This is a genomic window from Amycolatopsis sp. cmx-11-12 (assembly GCF_046269425.1).
Classification (GTDB): Bacteria; Actinomycetota; Actinomycetes; order Mycobacteriales; family Pseudonocardiaceae; genus Amycolatopsis.
The window spans coordinates 129,188-144,534 of record NZ_JADNQM010000014.1; the positions used below are offsets into that span (position 1 = coordinate 129,188).

Below are 15,347 nucleotides of genomic sequence, written 5' to 3' on the forward strand. Positions count from 1 at the left end.
GTTCACGCACTGACCTCCATGACAGCGCCGAGGACTTCCTTGGCGACAAGTGGTGCGGTGCCGAAGCCGGACCCTCCGCAAGCCGGCCGGGACCACACCGACGGGTGGACCCGGGTGAGCACCGGGCCGCCGGTGCCGGGATCGGTCGCGTAGTGGCAGTCCCGTACGGCGACCACGGTGTAGTCCGCGGCGTCGGTGAGGATCGGCTCGGCGAGCAGCCGGTCGGCCCACGGCTCGCGGTCCGGGTCCACAGTGGACTCGACCGCTCGGCACACCGCGTCCGAGCTGATCTTGAGCAGGGTGCCGCCGCCAGGAGGCAGCAGCCAGGCCCGGCGGTCGGCACCGATCCGGCCGACCCCTGGGGCCGACGCCCACCAATCGGCCAGGTGCCGCGGCGGGCGCAGGTAGACCATCGTCTGGCGGTGCAGCGCAACGGGCGGACCGGTCAGCTCGGTGGCCCACGGCCCGGCCGCGACCAGCACGAGGTCCGCGCCGAGGACGCTGCCGCCGGCCAGCGCCACCCGGTGGTCGTCGACGGCGTCGACGACACAGCCCGGCCGCAGCACCACCGCGGGATGCGCGGCGAGCCACTCGGCGGCCGCGCGCAGGAACCGATCGGCCAGCAGTACCCCGGCGCCGGCATCGCGCACCCCGCGGTTCCCAGCCGGGAACACCACGGGCGGCAAGGCGTCCGGCGTAACGACGGTCGCGGCCACCCCCGCCCGCCGCGCGGTGTCGAGTGCCCGCCCGAGCTCGTCCGGGGTGCCCGCGGTGACCACGCCGACCGGCCGGAAGATCCTGGTCCGCAGCAACGCTTCCAGCTCCAGCCACCGGCGGCGGGCCTCGGCCATCCGCAGGGTGCCGTCGACGTCGTCCGGCCGCAGCACCCGCAGCACCCGGTGCTGGTCGGACGACGTCGACGCGGGATTCGGGACGGGACCGCGATCGAGCACGGTGACGCGGTGGCCCGCCCGTGCGCAAGCGATCGCGGTCACCAGTCCGGTCACCCCCGCCCCCACGACGACGACCGTGGCCATCAGCCGGTCAGCCGGGGCAGCCGCTTCGGGGTGACCGTCTCGACGTCCATCTGTCCGGGCAACGACGTGTCGGGCAGCGCTGCCGCGGCGAGATCGATCAGGATCGGCGCGGCACAGCGCAGGAACACGTCCACCTGATGGCAAAGATCGCCCGCGGTCTCGGCGGTCACGGTGGCGGCCAGCCGGTCCAGCCTGCCGAGTTGTTCGGCGAGGGTCGACGCCACGGCCGTCACACTGAAGCGTCGCAGCTCGTATCCGTCGGCGAACCGGTCGGCCATCCGCAGCGCTGTTCTCCTGGCTTCCTCGGAGACCGGCAGCGGACCACGGTCCACCCAGGCGTCGACCACCGCCGCGACCCGGTTCCACGGTCCCGTCAGCCGTGTCTCGCTGACCCGGAGCAGGGCCTCGTGGGTGAAGTCGGTGCGCTGGTACTCGGGGCTGGTGGCGCAGAGGTGGAAGCGGATGAGATCGCGTGGCACCTCGGTGGCCAGCTCACGGCCGGACACGACGTGCCCGCGGCTGGTGGAGAACTTCTCGTTGGCCAGCTCGTAGAACTCGTTGGTGACGTACCGAGACGGCAGCACGTGGCCGCCCAGCGCGGTGAGCATCGCCGTACCCACGATCGCGAACGGGTAAGTCGCGTCCAGGCCGAGGAAGTACACCACGGTCGAACCGGAATCCGTCTGCCACAGTTCGTCGTCGGCGGTCAGCACCGCGCCGCGTTTCTCGGCGGCGAGGGCGGTGGTGAACATGCTCCACGGCATGCCTTCCATATGCGGGTAGATCACCTGCCCCGGCACTTCGGGGAACGGCGCCGGGATACCCCACGACGTCGGCTGGGTGATCGGGAAGTCCGGCAGAGGCCCCGCGAGCGCGGACTCGATGAGCTGGGCCATACCGGGCCGCATCGGCGTGCGGGCGAAGTACGCCTCTAGCTCCGCGCGGTACCGCTCCACCGGGAAGACGAGGATGTCCGCCTCCCGGTATTCCAGCGGCTCGTCCGGACGCAGCGTCGAACGCGGGCCGATCAGATCGCCGGGCGCGACCGGCAGACCGCAGCTCTCGCAGATCCCGGCGTACCCGTCGGCGAGGCAGAACGGGCACCCACCGGTGACGTAAGCGTCCATCAGATACTCGCCGGTGCTTGGCAGGTAAGGGAAACGGGCCGTCCGCAGCTCCAGCGCGCCCATGCCGTGCAGGCGGTCGTAGAAGTCGATGACCAGTTTGGTGAACCGGTCACCGATGCAACCGAACCCGTCGACCTCGATCCCCATCGCGGCCAAGGTCTGCTGGACCTGTTCCGCGGAACGCTCCCGCAGTTCTTCCGGTGCCACGCCGAGACGCGCGGCCGCGGTGACGATGTAGTTCTGGGTGAAGTGCATACCGGTGCCGTACAAGGCTTCCCGGCCGGTCGCGCGGGCGTACCGGGTGCAGACGTCCGCGGCGAGGAAGGGCCCGGCGAGGTGGCCGAGGTGCAGGTCACCGTTCGCCGTCGGGGCAGGCGAGATCACCACCAGCCGGTTCATCAGGCGGTCCTCGGCTCGACGGCGCCGCGGCGGGCGAGCAGGTCGCCGACGATGTCTCGGGACCGGTGGGCCAGCACGCTGATCAGCGAGTCGGCGATACCGTGCGTTGCTTCGTTGATGCCCTGCAGATACACCGCGCCCCAGGCGGAATCGCCGAGGTCGACCCGGTAGCAGCGGCTGACCGAGACCTCCGACAGGCCGACGCGGTCGGCCAGGTCGCGAACCATCGCGGGCATCCGCTGGTCGAAGCCGGTGCCGAGGAGCACCAGGTCGCAGTGCAGCGGCTCGACCTTGCCGCTGGTCCGGTCGCGCAGATCGAGGACGACCTCGTCGTCTTCGACCCTGGCGCCGACGACCTCGGTCAGGGTCCGCACCTCCGAACGCTGCTGGCCGATGCCGCGCTGCTGATAGAGCGTGGTGTAGATGTGGTCGAGGAACGGCGGGGCGGCGCCGGCGTAGTTCGTCAGGCGCATCTCGTCCAGCACCTGCTGGCGAATCTCGGGCGGGCTGTCGTAGAAGCGGTCGACGAACGACGGGAAGAACAGCTCGTTGACGAACTTGCTGGTCTGATAGTTCTGCGGGCCGATGGACCGCACGATCATGGTCCGGGTGCTGTTGGGCAGATTGTCGTGCAGTGCCATGAACATCTCGGCCGCGCTCTGCGCCCCGCCCACCACGACGGCGCGCAGCGGCGCGTCCGCGGGCAGCTGCGCGATCCGGCGCCGGTACTGGGCACTGTGGATGAGCCTGTCGGACGGCAAACCGGCGAAGACGTCGGGGACATGTGTGTCACGGCCGCCACCGACGACCAGGTCACGGCAGCGGATCGTGTCCCCGTCGGTGAGCGTGGCGACCCAGCCGGTGATCGACCCGTCGGCGCCACGCGCGGGCTCGATACTCTGAACCCTTGCGTCGTAACGGATGCGGACCTGATCCAGCGACTTCGCGACCCATTGCAGGTAGTCGGAGAACTCCCACCGGAACGGGTGGAAGGTGCCGAGGTTGACGAACTCGTCAAGCCGGTTCTGGTCGTACAGGAAGTTGAGGAACGAGAACTTGCTGCGCGGATTGCGCAGGGTCACCAGATCCTTCAAGAAGGAGACCTGGCTGCGCGCCCACGGCATCAGCAGATCACGTTGCCATTTGATGTCCGGACTCTGCTCCAGCAGCAGCGTCTGCTCGGCCAGCTCCGGGTTCCCGGACTCTTCGATGGCCACCGCGAGCGCCAGGTTCGCCGGTCCGGCCCCGATTGCCAGCAAACCCACCTGTATTTCAGTCACAGATACACCCCGTTCGTCCAGAATAGGGTGCCGATACTAAGGACCGGCTTTTCCCCGGCGACAGGGTCGGTTTTCCCGAAGGCCGGGGAACCTCACTGATAATTCCCCGCGAAGAGGGTAATTTTACCCTTGCCGACAGGGAAACCCGCCGGACCACGACCTAGCCGCCATTGATCGGGTACTCCACCGTTCAGCGGCTTAATTGATCGCGATCAATTTCCCATAACGGTCATACGGATCCGTTCGATATGCAGGACATACGCTCACCTTCAGCGGTAGGCATAAGGGGAAAGATGAATCATCACGCCCGTAACGGCAACACCGCTCGTTTATGGCCGGTCGAACGCCCTGACCAGCGGCACACCGCGATCCTGCTGCCCGATCACACCACGAGTGAAGAAAACGGCGACCCCGCGCCGCTGACCGTTCTGATCGCCGACAACCAGCCCTCGGTCCGCCATCAGGTCCGATCCGCGCTCGAACTCGTCGGCGGCATCGACGTCGTCGGTGAGACGGCGACGGCGAACGCCACGATCGCCGAAGTCTTCCGGCACCAGCCGGACGTGCTGGTCATCGATCCACAGCTCGGCGAGTTCGCGAACGTCGACGTGCTCAGCCGGGTTTCGCGAGTCGCACCGGAAACCAAGGTATTGGTACTGAGCGCCGTCGATGACGACACCGCCATCAGGGCGGCCATTCAGGCGGGCGCGCGCGGCTATCTGATCAAAGACGCCGATCCGGACCAGGTTGTCCGCGGCGTACAGGTCGTGGGGGCGGGTGAAGCGATCGTCGGGAAGGCGATCGCCGTCCGGTTCAGTGCCTTGATGCGGTCGGCCGCCGGACCGGAGCCGTACCCGTTTCCTCAGCTGACGACCAGGGAACGGGAAGTGCTCGACCGCATCGCCGCCGGCAAGTCGAACTCGGCCATCGCGCGCGAGCTCGCACTCGCGCCGAAGACCATCAGCAATCGCGTTTCCGCGGTGTTCGGCAAACTCGGGGTGGCCGATCGCGCACAGGCGATCGTGCTGGCCAGGGACGCCGGTCTCGGGCGCGGCTGATTCACCGCCGATCGGGAATAGTTCCCCTATACCCGGGAAACCGGCCGAATATAGCCTCGATCAGCACCGAACGCCCGGCAAGAAAGCACGCTGATCGGAGTGGGATGTGACTGACCTAGACCAAGCTGTCGTGGACATCCGCAGGCTGGAGCACGAGAACCTGACGCGGGCCTACGGATTGGACATGAAGCTGCTCTATCCGTGGGCCGGTTTGACCGCACCGTTTCGAGGAGCCTGGTGCGTGCTGCGTCCTGGTGACGTATCGGTTTCCCACGCTCATCACGAACACGAGATCTTCATCGGAATGGCCGGGAGCGCCGACGTGGTCGTCGAGGGCGAACGGCACGAGTTCGTGGCCGGGGACCTCGTGTTCTTGAAGCCGGGGATCGAACACAACCTCGTCAATGACCACGACGAGGACTTCTCCTACTACGCGATCTGGTGGGACCGTGCGATGTCGGACGAGTTCATCGCCGCCGAGACCGGCCGGGCCGAGTCCCATGATTGATTACGACGGGCGGAAATTCCGGAAAGCGGGCGGCGACGCCAACGCGATCGCCGTTTACCGGCAAGAAGGCGACGTCGTCTGGGCCGAGTTCGCCGGCGGTGACGTGCGACGCGGATCGATCGCGGGCACCCAGCGGGAAAACGGGGCCCTCGATCTGGGTTACACGATCGTGCTCGCCACCGGTGAGGTGATCTGCGGGCGCACGGTGAACACGCCGGAGGTGGCCGAAGACGGCCGCCTCCGATTGCGAGAGGCGTGGGAACGCTACGGCCCGCACGCCGCCACCGGCGTTTCCTACCTCGACGAGGTGAGCTAGTGTCCCGCAGCCCATCCGACGCGGACTGGCGACGCCTCGACCACGCCGTGGCAGGCCGCGTACGGCGATCCGGCGAGGCCGGGTTCCGCGAAGCCAGTGTGCCGTTCAACAAGAGGTTCGCCGGGATCACCCCCACCGGTGTCGTGTCCGTGACGAACACCGCGGACGTGCGGATCGCCATCGAGTGGGCACGCGATACCGGCGTCGACATCGTCGTGCGTAGCGGAGGGCACAGCTACGCGGGACATTCGGTCAACACCGGCCTCGTCATCGACCTCAGCGCGCTGAACACCGTGTCCGCCAACGGTTCGACCGGACTCGTGACAGCTGAGGGCGGCGCGCGGATGGCGGACGTCTACGCCGCCATCCAGCCCCACGAGATGGCGTTCGCGCTGGGCAACGGTGCCTCGGTCGGCATCTCGGGTCTCACTCTCGGAGGCGGCTGCGGCGCCACCTCACGCGTACTCGGGCTCACCGCGGACGCGCTGGTGGCGACCACGGTCGTGACCGCGGACGGACGACTGCTGCACTGCGACGCGAACACCAACGCCGACCTGTTCTGGGCTTGCCGCGGTGGCGGCGGCGGGAACTTCGGCGTCAACGTTTCCTTCACCTACCAGGCGACACCGGTCACCGACTGCGCCAGCTACTTGCTGCTGTGGGACCGCGCGGACGCGCCGAAGGTCTTTTCGGTGCTGCAGGAGATCGTGCGGCAGGCACCGGACGAGTTCGCGACCAGGATCGGCGTCAGCAGCGCCGGTGGGTCGGAGCCCGTCGTGTCGGCCATCGGACAGTACTTCGGTCCTGCCAAGAAGTTGCGGGAGATTCTCGACCCCGTCCTGTCCGTCGCCAAGCCGATCCGGATGGACATCGCCGACCGGACCTACTGGCAGGCCCAGGACGACATGCTGCACGAGACGGCCGAAGGCGCGTTCGCGGTACGGACCAACATCGTCACCCAGCCGCTGCCCGACGAGGCCATCGCCACGCTGCTGTCGGCCGTCGATCGCCTGCCCAGCAGCGGAAACCCGGACGGTGGCGGCGCGGCCCTGTTCTCCTGGGGCGGCGCGATCAACCGGATGGGCGCGACCGAAACCGCGTTCGCCCACCGGAACGCGATGTTCCTGCTGTCCATGGACACCTCGTGGGCCGAGAACGACGAGCCCGCCGTGGTCGACGCCAATCTCCGCTGGCTGGCGGAACTGGGGAACGAGATGTCTCCGTATGTGACCGATGGCGCTTTTCAGAACTTCATCGACCCTGACCTTCCGGACTGGCGCACCGCCTATTACGGCGTCAACTATCCGCGGTTGAAGGAGATCAAAAAGCGGGTCGACCCGGACGGTGTCTTCACCTTCGCGCAAAGCATCGGATCATGATCGGCGACAACAAGGTTCTCATCTGGACGGCGGCCGAGGTCGAGAACGGCGCCACCCCGGCCGAGCATCTACCGTATGTCCGGGAAATCCTGGCCTGGGCCGGCCGCTACCTGGTCTCCCCGAACCCGGAACTGGGTCGCAACGGCCCAGTGTGCCCGTACGCTCAGCCTTCACTCCACAAAGGACTCTTTCATCTGGCGTCCCTGACCGCCACGAACGGCGAGACGGACGTACGAGACGCGATCCAGAGCCTGCGTTCGTGGTACGAACGGCTGTCGAACAGGATTTCGCCGTCGGACCGGGAACTGCTGACGATCCTGCTCGTGCTGCCGCAGCTGGACTATCAGGACTCGACGGCGTTGGACGAATTGCAGCGCGAGGCGAAGGACGAGTTCGTCGCCGACGGTCTGATGATCGGGCAGTTCCATCCGGTCTGCGACCAGCCCGGCCTGTGGAACGAGAAGTTCAAGGCACTGCGCGCCCCGGTACCGTTGCTGGCCATCCGCAAGCTGGTCGTCTTCGACCTGCCGTTCCTGATGGACAACGCGGTGCACGCCGAGAGCTACTTCCGGCGGTTCGCCCCGGACATCCCGCCCCGCATCCGCGGCCAGCTGGTCAAACGGCTGGCGGGTAACGAAAAGTCCCTCCAGACGGCCTGATCACCTCGGGAGTACACATGCGGCACTATCTCATGGTCAGGCCGAGTCATTTCGACGCCGAGTACTCGATCAACCCGTGGATGGATCCCGGCAAACCCACCGACACCCAGCTCGCGATCGCCCAGTGGGAATGGCTGCGCGACCTTCACGTCGAACTGGGCCATCCCCGCTGCCCCCGGACACTGACCGCGGGACGTTCCCGTGTCACCGAGAGTCACAACGGCGGGTAGCGAAGGCCTCCTTCCCTACCTTCAGGGTAGGCAAGGAGGCCTTCACGGCCAGGTGAACGCGTGCACGGGGCGACCACCCGCCGCGATCCCGATCAGACGTCGGTGTACCAGTGCACGGCGATCGTGCCGCGGTTCGCGACCCGGTGCTGTGCCTCGACCCCGACCCAGCCGCGGAACCTGCCCGAATCGTCGATCACCTGGAGCTGCGGCTTGAGGTGCGAGCCGCCGTTGTAGCACTTGCTGTCACCCTGCAGCAGACAGGTGCAGAAGTGCTCGTAGAAGTTCTTCCGCCCGCCCTCGGAGGCCATGTAGTACCGGATGGCCCTCTTCTCACCGGGTTTGCAGGCCGTGCAGGCGGTCGAATTCGGATCGGTGATCTCGACGGCCGCGCTCAGGCAGTTGTCGTTGCACTCCTTCCACTGCGGCAGCGAGAGGTTGATCCCGGAGGTCCCGGTGCCGGAATACAGCTTCCCCGTCTTCACGTCATAGGCGTTGTACGCGTAGCGGCCCGGGTAGTACTTCTTCGGCATTTCCTTCAGCGGCACGGAAACGGTGGTACGGACGTTGCTGCCGTAACCCTGGCCCACGTTCGCGCCGTAGCTCGAACCGGTCAGGGAGATCACGGCGATCCCGGTCTCCGGGCTGGCGACCGTCCAGGCCTCGGTGGAGCCGTTGTCCCAGGTGATGGCGAGCTTGGAGCCGGTGGTGGTGTACTTCCCCCTCAGCTCCTTGACCTCGGCGCCGGCCTGGAACCCGCCGGCGGTGTGGATCGCGCAGTTGTCACAGCCCGCCGACGTGCTGCGGATGGTCGCCGCCGGGTATCCGATGCTCCAGCTCCAGAACCAGAAAGCCTCCCGGACGGTGCCGTCGGGGTCGAAGTAGTACATCGCCAGCCGCGAGAACTCCTTGCCCGTGGGCGTGGTTCCGGTCGGCGCCACCTGTCCGATCGTGACCGCGTAACTCTCCTTGCCGCCTGGCCTCTCCACCACCGCCGACGCGGTGCCGGGCAGCGCCACCGCGGTCAACGCGAGAATCCCCAGTACGACGAGCCATGACCGCAGCGACCTGCGTTTCGACACCGTCCCTCCCGATGCCCCCGCACGCGCCGCTTGCCGAGTGACGTTCATGGCTCCCCTCTCGTTACCGGCGTGGCCCGGCCGGTCCGGACCTGCCCGCGACTACCACGCCCGGCGCATCGCCCCGCGTTGCCGTTCGATCACCCCTATCACCCGAATGGGCCCCGAAGGCGGGCCCCGGGTGCCTTCCGCCCGCCCCGGCTACGGTGTGGCTCATGAAGAGTCGGAGGCCTCTGTCGGCGGTCACGCGGCTCGCTGTCGCCGTGGTCGTCGGAGCCGCGATCGGCGCGCTCGTCGGCGTGGTGACGCATGGATCGCTGGGCGTCCTGGTGGGAATCGCCGTCGCGGCGGCGGCCTTCGTCATCGCGGGCTGGACGGTGCTGTGGCCGCTGGACGCCACCGCCACCCGGCGGAACGCCCACCGTGAGGACTTCCGCCCCGTCACCGAAGAACTCGTCATCGTCGGGGCGGCCCTCAGTGGACTGGTCGGCGTGGTGGGGCTGCTGGTCTTCGGGGAGTCCAGCAGCGGGGACGCGACCGCGGCGACCGCACTGGGTGGCGTGTTCATGGCCTGGGCGGGGCTTCACCTGATGTACGCCACCCGCTACGCGCACCTCTACTACTCGACGCCCGAAGGCGGAATCGATTTCAATTCGGACGATCTCCCTACCTATCGGGACTTCCTCTACTTCAGCTACAACCTCGGCATGACCTACCAGGTGTCGGACACCGCCGTCTCGAGTTCGACGATCCGAGCGGTCGTACTGCGCCACACCCTGCTGTCCTACCTGTTCGGCACCGTCATCCTGGCGACCACGATCAACCTGGTGGCCGGGGTCGTCACCGGCTGAAGTCCGTTATGGATAGAGGTAGAAGCCCTCGCCGGTCTTGACGCCGAGTTTGCCGCCGTCGACGTATTCATGCAGCAGTTCCCGGGGGCCCGCGGGCAGGTCGGGGTTTTCCTCCGCGTAGTGGTTTTCGATGTCGAGCACGACATCCAAACCGACCTGGTCCATCATCTGGAACGGCCCGACGGGCATATGCCAGTTGATCCGGAACATCCCGTCCACGTCCTCGGGGCGGGCGACGCCCTCGGCGACGACCGCCAGCGATTCCCGTTTGATGGCCGCCCAAATGCGGTTGAAGATGAACCCCACGCTTTCCTTGCGCGCCTCGAACGGGTGAATGTCGAACTCGGGAAGCACCGACAGCAAGGTGTCCAGCAGGCCGCGGTCGGTCTCGCCGTCGGACATGAGATCGACGGCCGGGGAGCCGGGCGGCATGTAGAAGTGCATATTGCACAGCCTGGACCTGTCCCGCACCTTCTCGGCCATCGTCCGCGACGGGTAGGACGACGAGTTGGTGGCGAAGATCGTGTCCGCGGGCGCCGCCTTGTCGATCTGACCCCACAGGGGGATTTTGATGTCCAGCCGTTCCGGCACCGCTTCGACGACCAGCCAGGCGTCTTCGAGGGCCGCTTCCACCGAGGTCACGGCTTCCGCGCGGCCGACCTCGCCGTGGCCACGCTCGGCCACCACGTCCGGCAGGGTCCGCGCCACGTAGTCGACCGCCGCGGCGCCCTGCTCGGCACTCGGGTCGTAGATCCGCACCGTCCCACCCCTGGACGCGAACATCAGCGCGATCCGCCGTCCCAGCGTCCCCGCCCCGAACACCGCCACCGGACGATCGCGGATGTCGTCGAACTCGTGTGTGTACGCCATGCCGATCCGGCCTTTCGTTCCTTGGTCAGTCACTGCCTGCCGGTTGATCATCCGATACGAACCTCCCGCCATCGGCTAGAACGCGCGCGACCGGCCGAGTTCGGGCAAGCTGCACCCGATCGGTGAACCCTCAGTGCCAGGAAGGCGAGATACGGGCATGCAGGAACTGGCGTTGCTCGCCGTGGTGGCGGTGCTGATCATCGTCGTGGTTTCGTACGCCGCCCCGAAACTCGGGGTCGCGGCACCGGTGCTGCTGGTGATCGTGGGGATGGTGTGCAGCCTGATCCCCGGTGCTCCGGAGCTGTCGGTCGACCCCGATCTGATCCTCGTGCTCGTGCTGCCGCCGATCCTCTACGCGACAGCGGTGAACGTGCCGGTCATGGACTTCCGCCGGGATCTCGGCACGATCGGGGCGCTGTCGGTGCTGCTGGTCGTCGTGTCCGCGTTCGGCACCGGACTGCTGATCTGGTGGCTGATCCCCGACATCGGCTTCGCCACCGCCGTCGCCCTCGGCGCGGTCATCAGCCCGCCGGACGCGGTCGCCGCGACCTCGATCGGCAAACGCCTCGGACTACCGCCCCGGCTCGTCACGATTCTCGAAGGCGAGGGGCTGGTCAACGACGCCACCGCGCTGGTGCTGCTGCGGACCGCGGTCGCCGCGATCGCGGGCACCGTCTCCTTCTGGGGCGCGCTCGGTGACTTCGCCTTCGCCGTGTTCGTCGCCATCGCGGTCGGGGCGGTCGTCGGTTTCGTGTCGGTCCGGGTCCGCTCCCGGATCCGCGACCAAGCCGTCCTGACGACCGCGATCTCCTTCGTGGTCCCGTTCCTGGCCTTCATCCCGGCGGAGGAACTGCATGCCTCCGGCGTCATCGCGGTCGTGACGACCGGGCTCATCACCGGCCACCAGAGCGCGAAACGCTTCACCGCGCACGACCGCATCTCCGAACGCACCAACTGGCGGACGATCCAGCTGCTCCTGGAAAACGGCGTCTTCCTCCTGGTGGGGTTCGAGATCACCGCGGTCGTCGCGGACGTCCACGCGTCGGGTCAGGGGGTGTGGGCCACGGTCGGTCTCGGCCTGCTCGCGACGCTCACCCTCATCGTCCTGCGTGCCACGTTCGTCGTCCCGCTCATCGCGGCCCTGCGACGGCAACAGCGTGGGGCGGGCGAGCTCGGCGACCGGATCGAGGCGGCGCTGGACGGGCTCAGCGAACGAGGTCCCCACCCCGGCAAGCAACGCCGGTACGCGACGGCGAACCGGGTCCTCCGCCGTCGCCACGCCGACTCCGCGTTCTACGCCAGTGAAGGACTCGGCTGGCGTGGCGGCGGCGTCCTCGCCTGGTCCGGGATGCGGGGCGTCGTCACCGTGGCCGCCGCGCAGTCGCTCCCCAGCGACGTGCCCCACCGGGCCGAACTGGTGCTGATCGCCTTCACCGTCGCGATCGTCACCCTGCTCCTGCAAGGCGGCACGCTCCCGATCCTGGTGAAACGGCTCGGCATCCAAGGCACCGACGCCGAACACGAACACCGCGAATTCGCCCGGCTGGCCATCGAGATCCAGGACGCCGCGCAGGCGCTGCTCGACAGCCCGGCCCTGCGCCGCGAAAACGGCGAGCCCTTCGACGAGACGATCCTCGACCGGACCCGCGAACGCGTGCTCGCCACCGCCGAGGCCATCGAGAAGATGCTGAACGAACGCGACCCCGACAGCCCACTGCACCAACGGCGGGAACTGCAACGCCTCCTCATCGACGCGCAACAGAACGCGCTCCTCGACGCCCGCTCCGGCGGCACCTACAGCTCACACACCCTCGAACGCGCGCAGAACCTCATCGACAACCAGGCGGCCCGGTTCACCTCGTGACTCGCGTGGATAAGGGTTTGCCCGTGCGGACGCCGGGCGGCTACAGTCGCCCGGCCGCCGCGAGGGCAGGCCCCATCGTCGAGGAGGTGTACGGCACATGCGCACAGAAGCCGAGCTGTCGAACCAGGTTCCAGCCCCTGTCCCGCCGCACCTCACCGATCGGTCCTGACGACACGCCGGTGAGGGCGGCAGGCGCTTCTGTCCTCGAAAGGCACCATCACTTGAACCGCGAACAGATCTCCCGTATCGCCCATACCGAACACCCGATCAAAGCGCCGATCGACAACGCTTCCGTCGATCGGCTCCTGGCCCGGGGGCTTCCCCGGGGTGACGAGCGCGTCCTGGACCTTGGTTGCGGGAGCGGGGAATGGCTTCTGCGTGCTCTGGCCGCGCGACCGCACCTTCGAGCCGAAGGCGTTGACGTCTCCGAGGACGCCTTGGCACAGGCTAGGCACGCGGCGAACGACCGCGGTGTCGCGGACCGTCTCGTCCTCCACCACCAGGAAGCCGACGCTTTCGTCTCGGCCCATCGGTTCGGCCTGGTGATCAGCGTCGGCGCCTCCCATGCCTTCGGCGGCCTGCTGCCGACACTGGCCGCGGCTCGCCGTCACCTGGCTCCCGGAGGCCGTGTCCTGATCGGAGACGGATTCTGGGAGCGGACCCCTTCGCCGGAAGCCATCGAGATGCTCGGTGACCACACCGACCTGGCGACCACGATGGACCGGGTGGCCGCCGACGGGTGGACCCCGGTCCACGGACACGTCAGCACGCGCCACGAACTGGACGACTACGAATGGTCGTGCTGGGGGTCATTGGCCTCGTGGGCGCTCGACCGGCCCACCGATCCGGACAGCGCGGCAGCGCTCTCGACGGCGGGCCTCCGCCGGACCGAATGGTTGCGCGGCTACCGGGACTCCTTCGGCTTCGTGTCCCTGGTCCTCGGACGGACCCCTGGTCACTGACGCTCAGGTCAGCCCGGCGGTGAACCGCAAGGTCACTTTCGGGCTGACCCGGCGGGCCTGCCGCCGACCTCGAACCGGGTGCCGCCGAGATGGCGGACCCCGGTCGAGACGAAGGTGATGACGGGGTGGTTTTCGACGTCGAGGAACGCCGCGCGCAGATGGTCGTCGCGCCGCTGGTTGCCGGTGACGATGCTCGCGGCCTTGACGGTGAACCGGACACTGGACCGCGACGGGTCGTCCCCGTCGAGGTGGGCGCTGCCCTCGAACTCGTCGAAATGGCCGGACACCCGGCTGGCCATGGTGAGGCGCGAGACGACCTCACATCCGGCGGTGGTGTCTCGTCGTACCCGGGACAGCACGCGAGCAGGAGGCAGTCCCATGAACGATCCGTCCGAGCCCGGCCTGAGCGCGATCATGAAAGAACGTCGTCAGCTGATCGGGCTCGCGTATCGCCTGGTCGGTTCCCTTTCGGAGGCCGAGGACGTGGTGCAGGAGACCTACACCCGCTGGTACGCCATGTCCCCCGCCGCGCGGGAGGCGATCGACTCCCCCGGCGCCTGGCTGACCACGGTCGCCAGCCGCATCTGCCTCGACCTGCTCGGCTCGGCACGCGCGAGGCGGGAACGCTACGTCGGCGAGTGGATCCCCGAACCGTTGCCGGGGCAGGTCGAGTGGACGACCGGCCGCCCGTCCGCCGGCGACCCCGCCGACCGGATCACCCTCGACGAGTCGATCAACATGGCGTTTCTCGTCGTGCTCGAGTCGCTGACCCCGGCCGAACGGGTCGCGTTCGTCCTGCACGACGTCTTCCGTTACGCCTTCGCCGAAGTGGCGGAGATCGTCGGCCGCACTCCCGCGGCCTGCCGCCAGCTGGCCTCCTCCGCGCGCCGCCGCATCCGCGCGACACAGGTTTCCCCTGCCCCGATCACCCGTCAGGCCGTCCTCGTCAAGGACTTCAAGAAGGCGTGGGAAGCCAAGGACATCGAAGCGCTCATCAGTCTCCTCGACCCCGACGTCAAGGCGGTCGGCGACGGCGGCGGACTCGTCAAAGCCGCGCTCCACCCCTTCGAAGGCAGCGAGCAGGTCGCGTCCTACCTCTTGGAGGTGGCGGACAAGACGTCCGAACTCGAGCTGCTGGAGCGGACCGTCAACGGACGGCCCGGCCTCGTGCTCCAGCAGGCCGGGCTGACCGTCGCGGTGTTCGCGTTCGACGTCGCCGACGACCGCATCCGGCGCATCTGGGGTGTGCGGAACCCCGAGAAACTCCGGTCGTGGACGGACGCCTGACCGCTACGCCGGGAGGGCGCCGAGTTGCCGCAGCTGGGTGAGGACGTCGACGACACCCCAGATCTCGGTGATCCGCCCTCCGGCGAACCGGAAAATGAAGATCTCGCTGTAGGAAACCGTCTTTCCGGTGGCCGGGAGGCCCCTGAACTCACCCCGGTGGGTGCCGGTGACGGTGTTCCGGCAGACGACCTTGTCCCCGTCCGCGAGTACGTCCTCGGCCGTGACCCGCAGGTCGGGGAACGCGCGAAGCAGCACTTGCCACACTTGTTTGAGGGCCTGTGCCCCCGTCGTGTCCATCGGCACCGGGGCGTGGAACACCACGTCCGGTTCGACGACCTCGTCGATCATCGCCGTGATGGCCTCGACGCTGCCGGTGTTGGTCGCGTCGTGAAAGCGGGCGAACGCCGTCCGATTGCGCGCTGTTTCGGTGGTGGACATGATTTC

At 68.0% G+C, this 15,347-nt stretch carries 17 protein-coding genes; 10 read left to right on the forward strand and 7 right to left on the reverse strand.

What is annotated here, in order from left to right:
• Window positions 1-2 precede the first annotated feature (2 nt).
• From ACLARN_RS20830 to ACLARN_RS20840, 3 genes are read right to left on the reverse strand one after another with little or no spacing between them, the layout of a single operon-like run.
• Window positions 3-1,037, reverse strand: coding sequence for an NAD(P)/FAD-dependent oxidoreductase (locus ACLARN_RS20830; RefSeq protein ID WP_409493103.1), 1,035 nt, complete (start codon window positions 1,035-1,037; stop codon window positions 3-5).
• Window positions 1,037-2,563, reverse strand: coding sequence for a class I tRNA ligase family protein (locus ACLARN_RS20835; protein ID WP_409493104.1), 1,527 nt, complete (start codon window positions 2,561-2,563; stop codon window positions 1,037-1,039). The genes ACLARN_RS20830 and ACLARN_RS20835 overlap by 1 nt, the downstream gene beginning before the upstream one ends.
• A complete protein-coding gene (locus ACLARN_RS20840) occupies window positions 2,563-3,843 on the reverse strand; it encodes a SidA/IucD/PvdA family monooxygenase (RefSeq protein WP_409493105.1) in 1,281 nt (426 codons plus the stop codon). Before ACLARN_RS20840 ends, ACLARN_RS20835 begins: the two co-directional genes overlap by 1 nt.
• Before the next feature lie 293 nt (window positions 3,844-4,136).
• Between ACLARN_RS20840 and ACLARN_RS20845 the strand changes: the two genes are divergently transcribed.
• The 6 genes from ACLARN_RS20845 to ACLARN_RS20870 all read left to right on the forward strand — a co-directional run bounded on the left by ACLARN_RS20845 (window position 4,137) and on the right by ACLARN_RS20870 (window position 7,993).
• Window positions 4,137-4,901 carry a response regulator gene (locus tag ACLARN_RS20845; RefSeq protein WP_409493106.1) on the forward strand — a complete coding sequence of 255 codons (765 nt, stop codon included), beginning with the start codon at window positions 4,137-4,139 and terminating at the stop codon, window positions 4,899-4,901.
• A 106-nt stretch (window positions 4,902-5,007) separates the two neighbouring features.
• Window positions 5,008-5,409, forward strand: coding sequence for a cupin domain-containing protein (locus ACLARN_RS20850; protein WP_208619174.1), 402 nt, complete (start codon window positions 5,008-5,010; stop codon window positions 5,407-5,409).
• Window positions 5,402-5,725 carry a hypothetical protein gene (locus tag ACLARN_RS20855; protein ID WP_409493107.1) on the forward strand — a complete coding sequence of 108 codons (324 nt, stop codon included), beginning with the start codon at window positions 5,402-5,404 and terminating at the stop codon, window positions 5,723-5,725. The genes ACLARN_RS20850 and ACLARN_RS20855 overlap by 8 nt, the downstream gene beginning before the upstream one ends.
• Window positions 5,725-7,104, forward strand: coding sequence for an FAD-binding oxidoreductase (locus ACLARN_RS20860; RefSeq protein ID WP_409493108.1), 1,380 nt, complete (start codon window positions 5,725-5,727; stop codon window positions 7,102-7,104). Before ACLARN_RS20855 ends, ACLARN_RS20860 begins: the two co-directional genes overlap by 1 nt.
• On the forward strand, window positions 7,101-7,763 hold the full coding sequence (locus ACLARN_RS20865) for a DUF6875 domain-containing protein (protein ID WP_409493109.1): 663 nt from the start codon (window positions 7,101-7,103) through the stop codon (window positions 7,761-7,763). The genes ACLARN_RS20860 and ACLARN_RS20865 overlap by 4 nt, the downstream gene beginning before the upstream one ends.
• Before the next feature lie 17 nt (window positions 7,764-7,780).
• On the forward strand, window positions 7,781-7,993 hold the full coding sequence (locus ACLARN_RS20870; protein ID WP_409493110.1) for a hypothetical protein: 213 nt from the start codon (window positions 7,781-7,783) through the stop codon (window positions 7,991-7,993).
• A 92-nt stretch (window positions 7,994-8,085) separates the two neighbouring features.
• On the opposite strand, the gene ACLARN_RS20875 is transcribed toward ACLARN_RS20870, so the two are convergent.
• A complete protein-coding gene (locus ACLARN_RS20875) occupies window positions 8,086-9,072 on the reverse strand; it encodes a hypothetical protein (RefSeq protein WP_409493111.1) in 987 nt (328 codons plus the stop codon).
• A gap of 212 nt (window positions 9,073-9,284) precedes the next feature.
• Between ACLARN_RS20875 and ACLARN_RS20880 the strand changes: the two genes are divergently transcribed.
• A complete protein-coding gene (locus ACLARN_RS20880) occupies window positions 9,285-9,920 on the forward strand; it encodes a DUF1345 domain-containing protein (RefSeq protein WP_409493112.1) in 636 nt (211 codons plus the stop codon).
• A gap of 6 nt (window positions 9,921-9,926) precedes the next feature.
• On the opposite strand, the gene ACLARN_RS20885 is transcribed toward ACLARN_RS20880, so the two are convergent.
• Window positions 9,927-10,790 carry a 3-hydroxyacyl-CoA dehydrogenase family protein gene (locus tag ACLARN_RS20885; protein WP_409493113.1) on the reverse strand — a complete coding sequence of 288 codons (864 nt, stop codon included), beginning with the start codon at window positions 10,788-10,790 and terminating at the stop codon, window positions 9,927-9,929.
• Between the two features lie 157 nt (window positions 10,791-10,947).
• Here ACLARN_RS20885 and ACLARN_RS20890 point away from each other — a divergent pair, with 157 nt between their 5' ends.
• Window positions 10,948-12,654 (forward strand): cation:proton antiporter, encoded by a 1,707-nt coding sequence (locus ACLARN_RS20890; RefSeq protein WP_409493114.1) that lies wholly within the window; start codon window positions 10,948-10,950, stop codon window positions 12,652-12,654.
• A gap of 221 nt (window positions 12,655-12,875) precedes the next feature.
• Window positions 12,876-13,616 carry an SAM-dependent methyltransferase gene (locus tag ACLARN_RS20895; RefSeq protein ID WP_409493115.1) on the forward strand — a complete coding sequence of 247 codons (741 nt, stop codon included), beginning with the start codon at window positions 12,876-12,878 and terminating at the stop codon, window positions 13,614-13,616.
• Window positions 13,617-13,648: 32 nt separating this feature from the next.
• Here the strand turns inward: ACLARN_RS20895 and ACLARN_RS20900 are convergent, their stop codons facing one another.
• A complete protein-coding gene (locus ACLARN_RS20900; protein ID WP_409493116.1) occupies window positions 13,649-13,996 on the reverse strand; it encodes a YceI family protein in 348 nt (115 codons plus the stop codon).
• Here ACLARN_RS20900 and sigJ point away from each other — a divergent pair.
• Complete coding sequence (gene sigJ / locus ACLARN_RS20905) at window positions 13,995-14,903, forward strand: RNA polymerase sigma factor SigJ (RefSeq protein WP_409493117.1); 909 nt, start codon at window positions 13,995-13,997, stop codon at window positions 14,901-14,903. The two genes, ACLARN_RS20900 and sigJ, sit on opposite strands and share 2 nt — an antisense overlap.
• A gap of 3 nt (window positions 14,904-14,906) precedes the next feature.
• Here sigJ and ACLARN_RS20910 read toward each other — a convergent pair whose 3' ends face one another.
• Entirely contained in the window at window positions 14,907-15,341 is a 435-nt protein-coding gene (locus ACLARN_RS20910; protein WP_409493118.1) for an ester cyclase, read from the reverse strand.
• Between the last annotated feature and the right edge of the window lie 6 nt (window positions 15,342-15,347).

Coding starts and splice junctions, on each gene's coding strand:
- ACLARN_RS20870 (WP_409493110.1), top strand. CDS start 7,781: ATGCGGCACTATCTCATGGTCAGGCCGAGTCATTTCGACGCCGAGTAC.
- ACLARN_RS20830 (WP_409493103.1), bottom strand. CDS start 1,037: ATGGCCACGGTCGTCGTCGTGGGGGCGGGGGTGACCGGACTGGTGACC.
- ACLARN_RS20835 (WP_409493104.1), bottom strand. CDS start 2,563: ATGAACCGGCTGGTGGTGATCTCGCCTGCCCCGACGGCGAACGGTGAC.
- ACLARN_RS20880 (WP_409493112.1), top strand. CDS start 9,285: ATGAAGAGTCGGAGGCCTCTGTCGGCGGTCACGCGGCTCGCTGTCGCC.
- sigJ (WP_409493117.1), top strand. CDS start 13,995: ATGAACGATCCGTCCGAGCCCGGCCTGAGCGCGATCATGAAAGAACGT.
- ACLARN_RS20910 (WP_409493118.1), bottom strand. CDS start 15,341: ATGTCCACCACCGAAACAGCGCGCAATCGGACGGCGTTCGCCCGCTTT.
- ACLARN_RS20900 (WP_409493116.1), bottom strand. CDS start 13,996: ATGGGACTGCCTCCTGCTCGCGTGCTGTCCCGGGTACGACGAGACACC.
- ACLARN_RS20865 (WP_409493109.1), top strand. CDS start 7,101: ATGATCGGCGACAACAAGGTTCTCATCTGGACGGCGGCCGAGGTCGAG.
- ACLARN_RS20885 (WP_409493113.1), bottom strand. CDS start 10,790: ATGGCGTACACACACGAGTTCGACGACATCCGCGATCGTCCGGTGGCG.
- ACLARN_RS20845 (WP_409493106.1), top strand. CDS start 4,137: ATGAATCATCACGCCCGTAACGGCAACACCGCTCGTTTATGGCCGGTC.
- ACLARN_RS20890 (WP_409493114.1), top strand. CDS start 10,948: ATGCAGGAACTGGCGTTGCTCGCCGTGGTGGCGGTGCTGATCATCGTC.
- ACLARN_RS20855 (WP_409493107.1), top strand. CDS start 5,402: ATGATTGATTACGACGGGCGGAAATTCCGGAAAGCGGGCGGCGACGCC.